Source organism: Mycobacterium sp. TH-M82, from assembly GCF_057473605.1.
In genome coordinates, this window is record NZ_JBYCKY010000427.1 from 1 (window position 1) to 11695 (window position 11695).

Annotated in this window: 10 protein-coding genes and 3 pseudogenes; 5 read left to right on the forward strand and 8 right to left on the reverse strand. The window is 64.0% G+C overall.

Annotated elements, in window-relative coordinates:
- Positions 1–1191: pseudogene (locus AC2VON_RS13260) on the forward strand (fatty acyl-AMP ligase); the annotation flags it as partial.
- 15 nt (positions 1192–1206) lie between these two features.
- Here AC2VON_RS13260 and AC2VON_RS13265 read toward each other — a convergent pair.
- From AC2VON_RS13265 to AC2VON_RS13280, 4 genes and pseudogenes are all read right to left on the reverse strand, one after another.
- Positions 1207–1986, reverse strand: a complete 780-nt coding sequence (locus AC2VON_RS13265) for a glycosyltransferase family protein (protein WP_486953383.1) — start codon at positions 1984–1986, stop codon at positions 1207–1209.
- 63 nt (positions 1987–2049) lie between these two features.
- A complete protein-coding gene (locus AC2VON_RS13270) occupies positions 2050–2847 on the reverse strand; it encodes a phthiotriol/phenolphthiotriol dimycocerosates methyltransferase (RefSeq protein WP_486953392.1) in 798 nt (265 codons plus the stop codon).
- Positions 2848–2895: 48 nt separating this feature from the next.
- A pseudogene (locus AC2VON_RS13275) lies at positions 2896–4113 on the reverse strand (glycosyltransferase); the annotation flags it as partial.
- Positions 4114–4138: 25 nt separating this feature from the next.
- Positions 4139–4801, reverse strand: coding sequence for a class I SAM-dependent methyltransferase (locus tag AC2VON_RS13280; protein ID WP_486953384.1), 663 nt, complete (start codon positions 4799–4801; stop codon positions 4139–4141).
- A 114-nt stretch (positions 4802–4915) separates the two neighbouring features.
- Between AC2VON_RS13280 and AC2VON_RS13285 the strand changes: the two genes are divergently transcribed.
- Genes AC2VON_RS13285 through AC2VON_RS13295 form a run of 3 tightly spaced genes read left to right on the forward strand, consistent with a single transcriptional unit; the run spans position 4916 to position 7391 of the window.
- Entirely contained in the window at positions 4916–5863 is a 948-nt protein-coding gene (locus tag AC2VON_RS13285) for an ATP-binding cassette domain-containing protein (RefSeq protein ID WP_486953385.1), read from the forward strand.
- Positions 5860–6603: an ABC transporter permease gene (locus AC2VON_RS13290; RefSeq protein WP_486953386.1), complete on the forward strand. Its 744-nt coding sequence runs from the start codon at positions 5860–5862 to the stop codon at positions 6601–6603. Before AC2VON_RS13285 ends, AC2VON_RS13290 begins: the two co-directional genes overlap by 4 nt.
- A complete protein-coding gene (locus tag AC2VON_RS13295; protein WP_486953387.1) occupies positions 6600–7391 on the forward strand; it encodes an ABC transporter permease in 792 nt (263 codons plus the stop codon). Before AC2VON_RS13290 ends, AC2VON_RS13295 begins: the two co-directional genes overlap by 4 nt.
- A 152-nt stretch (positions 7392–7543) precedes the next feature.
- Here AC2VON_RS13295 and AC2VON_RS13300 read toward each other — a convergent pair.
- A pseudogene (locus AC2VON_RS13300) lies at positions 7544–8221 on the reverse strand (glycosyltransferase family protein); the annotation flags it as partial.
- A 221-nt stretch (positions 8222–8442) separates the two neighbouring features.
- Between AC2VON_RS13300 and AC2VON_RS13305 the strand changes: the two are divergent.
- On the forward strand, positions 8443–9411 hold the full coding sequence (locus AC2VON_RS13305; RefSeq protein WP_486953388.1) for a glycosyltransferase family 2 protein: 969 nt from the start codon (positions 8443–8445) through the stop codon (positions 9409–9411).
- Here AC2VON_RS13305 and AC2VON_RS13310 read toward each other — a convergent pair whose 3' ends face one another.
- The 3 genes from AC2VON_RS13310 to AC2VON_RS13320 all read right to left on the reverse strand — a co-directional run.
- Positions 9412–10395, reverse strand: coding sequence for a rhamnan synthesis F family protein (locus tag AC2VON_RS13310; RefSeq protein ID WP_486953389.1), 984 nt, complete (start codon positions 10393–10395; stop codon positions 9412–9414).
- 42 nt (positions 10396–10437) lie between these two features.
- A complete protein-coding gene (locus AC2VON_RS13315; RefSeq protein ID WP_486953390.1) occupies positions 10438–11031 on the reverse strand; it encodes a methyltransferase domain-containing protein in 594 nt (197 codons plus the stop codon).
- Positions 11032–11415: 384 nt separating this feature from the next.
- Positions 11416–11695 (reverse strand): hypothetical protein (locus tag AC2VON_RS13320; RefSeq protein WP_486953391.1); only part of this gene is annotated, 280 nt, incomplete at its 5' end.

Sequence of the window (11695 nt, forward strand, 5' to 3'; positions counted from 1 at the left end):
GGGCTGCTGGGTCGGCGCGTCGAGCGGTCACCACTGCCGTTCGCGCGTGACCGGTGGGTGGTCGACCGGGGTCCGGCCGACATCGACGTCGCCGAAACACCACGTCCCCGCTCCGAAGTCGGCGCCTGGACCTTCGAGCGGGCGGGTATGGCCATTGATCCCGAGTGCGGGCCCAATTGGCATCTGGGAACTCTGCCCCTTGAGGACGGCGGGACGGCGGTCTGCCTCACGGCATCGCACACCGTTGCCGACGGGCTTGGCTTCGTCGGTGCGATCGCCGACGCAGCGAAGGGACTAACCCGCCATCTCGGGTATCCACCGCCCGGTGCGCGCACCCGCCGGCGTGCGATGCTGCAGGACGGCCGCCAGACTATCGCCTCCACCCCGGAGATCGCGCGGGCGCTGGCGGCAACGATCCGCGTCGCCCGTCGCCAACGCAAGGACGTCAGCGCATCGTTCAGCTCGGGCCGGTCCATGCGGCGGGTCGCCGGCGGCGACCAGCCCGTCGCCGTGCCGTCCCTGAGCGTGTACGTCGACCTGGCGAAGTGGGACGCGTGCGCGAGAAGCCTTGGCGGGAACGGTAATACGCTTTTGGCGGGATTCGCGGGAAGGCTCGGCGTGCGGGCTGGACGCGTGTGCGACGACGGAACGGTCACCTTGTCATTACCGATCAGCGACCGGACCGAAAACGACACGCGGGGAAACGCGGTGATGTTGCCCGTGGCTTCGGTGGACCCGGACCGGTTGGCCTCGGATCTCAGCGACGTGCGCATCAAGATCAAACGGGCGTTCGCCGACCTGTCAATCACGTCCGACGAGCTGTTGGCCACGCTGCCGCTCACGTCGATGACGCCGAAATGGGTGGCGCGCCGGGCCGCCGGAGTCGGGCTGGGGGCCGCGCGCCTGCCCATCGGCTGCTCCAACCTCGGCGAACAGGACCCCGCGGTGAATCGACCGGATGGCACCGACGCCGCCTACACGGCCGGGCGCTTGGTGGAACCCGGCATCAGCAGGGGCATTCTCGAAGGCGTGGGCGGGCAACTATATGTGGTGTCCGGACGGCTGCACGGCAAGTTGTGGATCTCGATCAACGCCTGGCTTCCCGGCATGACCATGACACGGCAGGCGCTGCGGGAACTCGTCTTGGGGACGTTGGACGAATTCGACCTGACCGCCGAGATTCCCGGCTGAGCGGCTGTCCGGATCTCAGTCCTTGAGCTGGCGCGTCGGATTGTCCAACGGGAGCGACCTGTGCCATTGGCGGTCGTGCGCGATCCCGATCTGGCGCATGATGCCCAGCGTCGCGGCCAGGCCATGCAGCCTCCGCAGCCCTTGCAACATGGCCACATTCGCGCCCAGCTCGTAACGCCAGGCACCGTAACGCACATTGCCAGTCTTGCGACCGAAATGGTTGATATAGGCCATCTCCGTGGTGTAGACGCCGTATCCCGCCCGCCGGGCGCGCACCGCGAGGTCGAGGTCGGGTCCCCAGCCGTAGCGCTTGAAGCTGGTCAGGTCCAACCCACCGGTCTCCTGCCAGCATTCACGCGAAATCATCAGCGCCGTCCCCTCCACGGCGGGCACCACACGGTAGTGCGGCCGGGGGCGGTAAGCCGCCGCTTCGGGTTTCTGCTGATCCACCGCGTACGGGAACCCTCGATCGAACATCGGCCCGACGATTCCCGCGTCGGCCGGTAGCCGCGGATCGAGAAACCCGGTCACGAAGCCTTTCGAAATTCGTGTGTCATTGTTGAGGGTCATCGCGTGGGAGTAGCCCTCCGCGAACGCTATCCGAAACCCGTGTTCGCTGCCGCCGGCCCAGCCGAGGTTCTCCCCGGGTGTGCTGACCCGCTCATCGGCGATCTTGGGATAGTCGCCGCGGTTGTCCACGATCAGGTAGTCGGCGCCGTCGCGCTCCAAGTCCCCGACCAGGGCGTGGGTGTATTCGTGTTGCCCGAACACCGGGACCGTGATCAGTAACGACACGGGCCAACCCTACCGTTGCGGCGGCCGCGCCGGGCCGCGATCAGCACCGGCATCGACGCGAACTCAATCCTTGACGAAGCAGTAGACGCGGTAGGAGAACAGGCCCAGCTCGACACCGTTGTACAGGCTGCCGCCCGTCACGCCGGCGTTGCTGCGCGCGTAGCCGCGCAGGAATTTCGGCACGCGACGGTCGATCAGTTCCTGCAGCCGCGGCGAATTCTTCTCCAGCCCCCGCTTGACCTCGTCGTCGATGTGCCGTTGCGATACCAGCCGCAGCGGCGCGGCGGCCAGAGCCGCCTCCCACTCCGGGACCAGATGCTGCGCGCGTAGGTCCGCGTACAGGAAGCGGCCTCCCGGGCGCAACACGCGCGCGACCTCGGCGAGGAATCGCGAAAAATGCGGGTAGTGATGGGAAGCCTCGACATTGAGCACGGCGTCGAAGGAACTATCCGGGAAAGGAAGTTTCTCGGCGTCGCCCTGCACGAAATCTAGGCCGGGCAGCCGGTGACGCTTCCGGCAGAAGCGGATTCCGGCCGGGTTGAGGTCGAGGCCGGTGTAGGACGCCAGGTGCTGGGTGCGCGTCAGATACGAGGCTCCCCCGCCGTGGCCACAACTGACTTCCAGCACCTTCTTGCCTTCGAGGTCAATTTGGGTGGCCACGGTGTGGTAGAGCTGGATGTAGTAACGGTCGGGTTCGTCGGAGGTCGACAACGGCAGTGCCATCGGCGGGTCCTCCTCGTAGGCCCAGTTGATGAACAACATCTCGTCGGCGCCCATCAGCCGGGTTCCGATGGGATACCCGTATTTGGCGACGAGCTTCAGGACGAGCGCGCTGGATCTCACATGGATGGCAGAAGGCATCCGGCGAGTATGGCAAAGATGCGCGCGGGGCGCGGCGAATGGCTGACCCCGGGCGGCGGATTCCAGGAGATCGGCGGCGGCGACGACGTTGGCGGGCGCTGTCGTCATTCGGGTAGCGACCTCGCGGGCCCGGTCTGCGTAGTGCGGCGCCAGTATCCGGCGCAGATCGGTGACCAGCGATTGTCGTGTGACGCGTGAATAGCGCCGGGCAGTGCCGACGTTGAGCCGTTTGACCACGGCCGCCCAGATCGGCTGGTCGGAGGCGACCCACAGGATCAGGGTGGGCACCCCGGCGCGCATGCCTGCGGCGGTGGTGCCGGCGCCGCCGTGATGAACCACCGCTCGGCACGCGGGAAAGACGGCGCTGTGGCTCACCGCGCGCACAATTTTCACGCGGTCGGAAACAGATACGTCGGTCAAATTGTTCGCCCCGGAGCAGATCAACGCCCGCCCGCCGAGTTCCGCACACGCCGCCGTGATCATGTCCACCATCTCGGCGGGTGACGTGACCGGCATGCTGCCGAAGCCGAAGTAGATCGGCGGCGTGCCCGACGCGATCCACTCGGTCACGTCCTGGTCGAATTCCGTGGGTAGCTGGGCTGTCAACGCCCCGACAAACGGTCGCCGGCCGTCCCACTCCCCCGCCAGGCCCGGAAAGCAGAGTGCGTCGTAGGCCTGGATCTCCAGCGAACCTCGTTCCGCCATCCGGCGCGAGGCGGGCGCAGCGGCCGCGGGCAGCCCGAGTCCGCGTCGCTGCGCGTCCTCCGCGCGCTTGGTGATACGCCATTGCACCCAGTCGGTAACCCGCATCGCGGATCGCAGCAACGAGGACGGTACGACCGAAATCAGGTGGCCGTTCGGGCGCATCGGCACGTGATGCCATGCGGCCACGGGGATGCCGTAGTACTCCGCGACGTTGGCCGCAGCCTCCTGATACGAGACACCGGTGAACAGCAGATCGGCACCGGCCGCGAGCGACTTCAACGTGTCGCCCACCTCCGCCCACTGCTGCGCAACGTGCTGCAGGGCTGCTCGGATCGGTCTGATCGGGTCCTGAATCTTCCACGGGGTGACGAAGGCTTCCGGGATCTCCCCGGTGGGCGGCCCGAGCGGAACCGCCGTCAGCCCGGTTCCCGCCACGAAGCCGACCTGGTCGGGGGGAGCCGCCATCACGACGTCATGCCCGCGGCGCAGCAACTCGAGGCCGACCGCGGCACACGGTTCGACATCGCCGCGAGTCCCGCTGCTAGCCAGGGCAAACCTCATCGAACCACTCGCACCGTCATTCGTCTCACTCGTCCGGCAATCGATAGACGAGCATGACGTGGGGAACACGATATAAGACGTCGAACCAGTCCAGCGGCAGCGGCGTCTCGACCACGTCGGTGGCATGCTCGCCGAGCCACGTCAGCGCGGTTCGATAATCGCCGGCCGACTCGAGCCGGTAGGCCAGCCTGAACACCCCGATGTGGATTGTGGTCAGCGCCTTTTCGACTCGGGTTTCGGGCAGGTCCTCGAATGCGATGACGCTGCGCCGGGCAACCCGGCGGCATTCCTTGATCAGAGCCATCGGATCGTTGCAGTGGTGCAGGACGAAGCTGAGCACAACGTGGTCGAAGGTGTTGTCGTCGAGGGGGATCGACCTGCCGTCGAACACGCTGAAGTCGATCGGGATGGTCCGCGCGTCATGCACGTCGATACCGGTGGCCGTCGCGCCGTGCATGTCCCCGAGGCACTGGCACAGGTGACCGGTTTCACATCCCACGTCAAGGACCGTGTCTCCGCGGGCGATGTGGCCGCCGAGCATGTCGGCCTGGCTTTCCAGCCGTTTCGCCAGCACCCGTGGTGACCAGGGAATCAGCGTGGCCTGCGCGCGCCGCCAGCCGCGCCGCCAGTTGGCGCGACGGTGCAATCGCCGGTGATCTGCGCTGCAAAAACGTGCCAAGGCGGTCATCTCGATCATTCAATGAGCTGAAAAGAGTCGCCAGAGTATCAGGTGAGACGCCGGCAACAAGCCGGATTTCCGCGTTTTCGAGCAGACGGCCCCCACACATGAAATACTCCCCTCGTGAGTCAACTTGGCGTAGAGGTCGACGGCCTCACGAAGACGTTCGGAGGGGCCACACGTGCGCTGCGTGGGGTGAGCTTTTCTGTCCCGGCCGGGACGGTGTGCGGCTTACTCGGACATAACGGCGCCGGCAAGACGACCACGATCAACATTCTGTCCACGCTGATCAGGCCCAGTTCAGGCACCGCGATGATTTCCGGATACGACGTCATCCGCCGGCCCGCGCAGGTGCGTGCCAGCATCGGCATCACGGGCCAATTCACCGCGGTAGACCCCATGCTCACCGGCAGGGAGAATCTCGTGCTCTTCGGCCGGCTCCGTGGGCTGGGTCGCCGCGAGGCAAACGTTCGAGCTGACGAGCTCATCGGGCAGTTCGATCTGGTCGCCGCCGCCGACCGGCGGGTATCGACGTATTCCGGAGGAATGTGGCGGCGCGTCGATCTCGCCAGCGCACTGATGGTCACACCGAAAGTGCTTTTCCTTGACGAGCCGACCACCGGACTGGACCCACGCAGCCGCCGCGACGTGTGGGCACTGGTCAGTTCGCTGGCTTCCCAGGAGGTCACGGTGCTGCTGACGACGCAGTATTTAGAAGAGGCTGACGCACTGAGTGATTCAATCGTCGTCATCGACCACGGGAAAGTGATTGCCAGCGGCACCGCGGACGAACTCAAACGCAAAGTGGGCGCCAGCTACTGCGAGGTGACACCCGCCAACCCCGAGAATCTGTCCCGGGTCGCCGACGCGCTGGCCGGCCTCGACGGCATCGACCTCGACACCGACACCAACTCGGTCTCCGTACTCGCCCGGGACGGCGTCGTCACGCTGACTGAGGTCTTTCGGCGACTTGACACGCTCGGCATCGAACTCGCCGACATCTCGCTGCGCAAACCCTCGCTCGATGAGGCGTTCTTGCACCTCACCGGGCCTGTCGTCGCCCGATCATGACCGCACTGGCCGCCCTCACCCAACGGTCACTGCGTTATTCGCTGCGCGACGTCACGATCATCTTCGAGATATGTGTACCGGCCGCCACTCTCGTCGGATTGACCATGGCCACCCACGGCCTCATCGACACCGGCCACTTGACCTATCCGCAATATCTATTGCCCGCGGTGGTCGTCCAGTCGATGATCATGGCCGCGGCGCTCACCGCCGACCGCGCGGGTCGCGACCGCACCATCGGGCTGGGGACCCGGCTGAGAACCATGCCGATTTCCGCCGCCGCGCCGGTGAGCGCTCGCATCACGGCCACCCTGATCAGGGCCGGGATCGCCCTGACGGCGGCCATGACAGCCGGGTTCGTGTCCGGATTCCGGCTGACCGGCGGACCGGGCTACGGGTTGGCCTTCATACTGCTCGCGCTACTGCTGTGCCTGGCTGTCGCACTGGGCGCTGACGCGCTGGGGTCCACCAAGGGTAGTTCCGAGGCAGTCGGCCAGCTGCTGCTGATACCTCAGTTGCTGCTGATCATGCTGTCCACGGGGGTGGCACCGGAAAAGACGTTTCCCGGCTGGTTGCGCCCGTTCGTGCGTGACCAGCCGGTATCTCAGACCGCGGAAACGCTACGCGGTCTGGCGGCCGGACGGGTGCCCATCGACCATTTGGTGAGCGCTTTAGGGTGGTGCGTGGCCATGTTGCTGGTTTTCGGTGGGGTCACGCTGCGGCTGCAGAGGCGCGGCCAGTGAGTTCGCGCGCGAGTGCGGAAGGCTCGCTGATAGCTCAGAGTTGGCTTCAGGCTGGCCGAATCATAACCCGCTGGCGGCGTGAGCCGGCGGCCTTGATCAGCTCGGTGGTCTTGCCTGTCTGCCTGTTGGTGATCTACCGGGCTTTGCTCGGTGAGCAGATCCGCACGGCCACGGGCGTCGACAGCATCTACGGTCTGGTCCCCATGTGCGCGGTGCTCGCGGCGATGTTCGGAAGCCTCGGGAGCGCCGTCGGCATCCCGATGGAGCGTGCGTCCGGGATGCTCCGTCGCATGTGGGTGCTACCCGTACACCGGGCCAGCGCGATCGCCGGACGGCTCGTCGCCGAAGCCGCGCGAACGCTGATGAGCACGATCCTGATCACCGTCGTCGGAACGGCCATGGGTCTGCGTTTCACGCACGGCTGGCCTTACGCTTTCGTCTACATACTCATCCCGCCGCTCGTGGTGGTCGGGTTCACGGCGCTGGTGATGACGCTGGCCATCCGCGCCAATGGGCGCGCCATCGTGACCTATCTGGCCACGGGGGCCACCGCGCTGGCACTCATGAGTTCCGGTGCCACGCCAGTAGCCCTCTTTCCCCATTGGTTGCGTCCGGTGGTTCAAATTCAGCCGATGTCACCGCCGATGGAGGTGATGCGCGCCCTCGCACATGATGGGCCGCTTCTGCTGCCCTTGGCGCTGACGGTCATGTGGGCAATTGCGCTGGTCGCGGTGTTCATTCCGCTCGCCGTGCGCGCCTACCGGGTTGCCGCTCAGTCCAGTGTCTAGCTGAGCCGATCCTTGGATGCCCGACGGCCGCGTAAGCGATCTATGAACGCGGCGGCCTCACCCGTCATTGCGGCCGTCAGCATGGCTTTGGAACGCCACCCGGATGGGCCCTCACCCATCAGCGCTCCGTCGAACTGATCGCGCCACTTGCGGCCGTGCACACGCCCCATACCGCGCACCACCGCAACGTTGGCGTTCCACTCGTATCGCCATCTGCCGAAGCTGACCTTGGCCGTCTTGCCACCGAAGTGGTTGATATATGCCATCTCGGTCACGTAGACACCGAAACCGGCATTCCTTGCACGTATCGCGAGATCGAGATCGACCCCCCATCCGTTGTATCGCCCAAAGTTCCGCAGATCCATGCCACCGAGAGCCTCCCAGCATTCCCGCGACATCATGAGAGCCGTGCCCTCCACGGCAGGCACCGATCGAAATCGTGGACGCGGGTTGTAGTTCGCGGCGGCCGGCTTGTGATCGGGTATCGCGCAGGGAAACCCTTGATCGATCATGGGCCCCACGATCCCCGCATCCGAGGGCAGGCCCGGGCCGAGTAGGCCGGTGACAAATCCCCTCGAGAGGCGGGTGTCGTTGTTCAGCGTCATTGCATGGGAATAGCCCTCAGCAAACGCGATCCGCATGCCCCGCTCGCTACCGCCCGCCCACCCGAGGTTCTCCCCGGGCGTGGTGACCCGCTCGTTGCCGATCTTGGGGTAGTCGCCGCGGTTGTCGACGATGAGGTATTCGGCGCCCTCGCGTTCCAAGTCCTCGACCAGCGCATGGGTATAGTCGTGTTGGCCGAAGACCGGAACTGTAATCAAAAGCGACACGAGCTAACCTTACATCGACCGCAGTCGCTCCGAAGAACCTTCGGGTACCTCCACTGTGGGCGCCCAAAGCTCAGACGGCGAAGGTACATTGAGCAAATGGCCATGGGCAACGACCCGCGAGTGCAGTCGGTTTCCAGCGAACCAGCCAACAACTGTGGCCACGGCGCGCACCCGTTGGCGACCGAGGGCGCGACCTGGCGGGTCACTGAGGTTGAACCGCGTTGAAATTCGACGACGGTGGCGGCCCGGCCAATAAACCATTGATCTCGGTGTGTGTACCGATGTGCAACAACAGCTCCACGATTGCGCGTTGCCTGCGCAGCATTTTGGACCAGGAAGGCGCAGAGTTCGAGATCCTGGTCGTTGACGACAATTCGTCCGACGGCAGCGCCGCGCTGGCCGAAGCGATGCTCAGGCCCGGCGACCGACTGATACGTAACCCCTGTCGCCTCGGCCTGAACGGAAACCACAACAGGTGCCTCACATTGGCGCACGGAAGCTGTGTGCAATTCGTCCACGGCGATGACTGGCTGCTTCCGGGTGCTCTGCAGACGCTTGCCCGCTACTTCGACGATCCGGCGGTTGGCCTGGCCTTCGCTCCGCGGCGTGTGGTGAGCGACGACAGCGACTGGCAGCGCCGATACGGGTCAATGCACCACCATTTCCGCACGCTCCGAGAGCACAACCATGGCCCGTCGCTCGTCACACAGATGATCTTGGGTGGACGAGGATTGCACAATTGGATCGGTGAACCGACCTGCGTCATGTTCCGGCGTCAACTGGCGCTCGACGCAGGAGGGTTCCGCGACGATGTCTACCAACTCGTCGATCTGGACATGTGGTTGCGCCTCATGCTGCGATCGGCGGTTTGCTTTGCGCCAGAACCGCTTTCGGTACGCAACCACACCACCACGTCCGAGAGCGGACGCAACCTGGTCACACGGCGGTGGTGGCTCGACCAACTGCGTGTGCTCACCTGGATGCTCATAGACCCGGCATCGCCCCGCATCGTTCGCATCATCGCGGCGATGTGGTGGACACCCGCATGGCTGAGGCTGGCCCAGGAGATCGCGTTCTACGGGCCGGATCGATGGTCGCGAATGAAAATCTTGACAATGGCACCTTTTCGTGAGTTCGCCCACGCCCGACGGATAAGAGACGCGACGGGGATAAGAGGTCCAGTCTGTTAGCTAGGACGGCGTGGCGTTCGGCCTCACCCAGGCAGGCGCTCCGCAGCCGAGCCGGTCCATGTTCATTTGAATGAGTTCGTAAGGGTAGAGCGCGTGCTGTTCGATGAAGTCCCTCAACTGTGCCATGGAGTCGTGCCAGGGCTGGTTGTACCGGGGCAGAATTGTTTTGAGAAACGGATACCGCAGATGTTCGATGAGGCCGTCCCAGAAGTAAAGGGTGTTATTCATGGGCGGCCCCGAGAACCTACTAGCCCACTGATGTGCCGGTGAGCGCCCGTACGTTGCTTCTATGGTGGCGGCGGAGATGAAAGGTTTGATCATCAGCCCTGCTTCGCGAGCACGCCCAGATAGGCCGATTTCGTATCGCCGGATGAGTGCGTGCTTATTGACGATGTATCGGAAGCCATTCCAGAAGTCGTTGAGGAAGGGGCGGGTACGCGCATTGAGATCCCAGACAAGAAAAAAAGATTGCAGGTGGGGTAGGTACTCGGCGCTTTCGATGGCGCCGTACATGTCTGCATCGTGAAAAAAACTCCACATCTCTTCGATGGGGAAGAGTGGTCCGAACACGCTGTCATTGGCAATGACCAAGCGATCGAACTGGTCGAGCGACCAGCCACGCTGCCTGACGATATGCCAAGCCAAATGCCACGAACCGAAGTCCAATGAAAGCGTGTGGCGGGTGTAGATGCCGGCGCATAAGGGGCGGATGGGAGCGACGGACTCACGCGTGAGGCTCGGCGAGCCCGACACGAAAACGATCGTTGCCCCGAGTCCGTGCAGCGCCTCCAGGTAATACACGACGTAAGGATCAACGACGCCCTGCGGATCGAAGTGCGCGAAGAAAACAAGCGTGCGCCGGCCAGATGGAGGCACCGGTGGAAGGTCCTGGTAGGTTTCGCAGACGAAGCGCAGCGCGTCACCGCCTAAGCGGTAGCGCAGGGCGGCCAGGTGGGCACCGCGGTCAGAGGTGCGGGGCGGCATGCTTGCAGACTTCACAGTGACCTCATCGCGTCTGGCGAATGCCTAGCCACACGCCGGGTTGATGTCCGGCTTTTTCCTAGCCAGCGCGAAGAAGTCGGTCCGAGTGGTGGTCGTATCCAAGGTCTCAAAGCCGACATACTGCAGCATTTCCTCGATCAGGCGGACATCGAACACATGATGATGATGAAGGGTGCGGTTCTGGAAATTCTTCAGGCTCCGCTCTCTGAAATGCGTCAAATCGCCGGCGGGCGGGTCCCGCCGTAAATCGTGCGCGCTCAAGATTTCGTCGAGATGGGTGAGATCGTCTTCGCCGACGTCACGAGTGAAGTCCTCCACTAAGTGCTCAAACGGGGTGACCGGGCGTCGGTGGTCGAAGTTGCTCTTCTTGTTGGGAAGGACGAGCACAAGCCCGCCCCCGGCCTTGATGACCCTTTTCCATTCCCTCAAGGCTTTGAGAGGGTTGGCGACGTGCTCGAGGCAGTTCGACGACAACAGGAAATCGTAATGCTCAGAAGCGATTTGGCTGAGGTCGGTCGCTTCGGAGACAAATTGGCGTCCGAGGGCGTCGCCGCCGTAGCCGAAGCTCTGGCCGGGCGTGATGCGGCCCTCCCAGATCGTGTCGGTGGAAAAGTTCACCCCATCTAACCCCCCGCGCATCGGTACAAGGGCAGCACCGTGTGGAAGAGCTTGCTCGGCCCTCCGACCTCGATTCCATACTTGCCCTCGACGAGAGGCAGGTACTTCGGGCGGAAGGGCAGTCGCCATCGGGCATACTTCATTGCGAAGAACGCGTCGGCTGCCGATTGTGGTACGAATTCCTTGATTGCCTGCCGCAATATCTTCCTTCTCTGTCAAACAACGGCCACGTAACACGCCGAATCGGCCGATACTCGGTCGAGCCCGGAACCTGCGGGCCAATCAAACGTGCCACACATATCCTGGTGTGCAGGATCCGACGATAGTCGCTGCACCCACACGAGTTTCACAGAGTATGCAGCCATTGTAGTGGGAACTCTCCGATTAGGGAGCGATGTGGAGGTGGTCAAGAATCTTTCCGAGGCGAAGTTCGGACTTGATGCTGGCGCGGCGCAGGTGATACAGGGTGTCACCATAGCCGCCTTCGATGTCGGCCAATCTTGCTTCCAGGGCTACGATGCGACGTTCCAATGTTTGAATCGATGCCACGCGAGTTAGTCCCTTCCCGAGTTGGTGCCGGTTTTGTGGTCGGCTCGTTGTGCTGGTCGGGCCGCAGTAGTTCAGCGGAGTCGACGTAGCGTGATATTTCTGCGGCTTGCTTCGA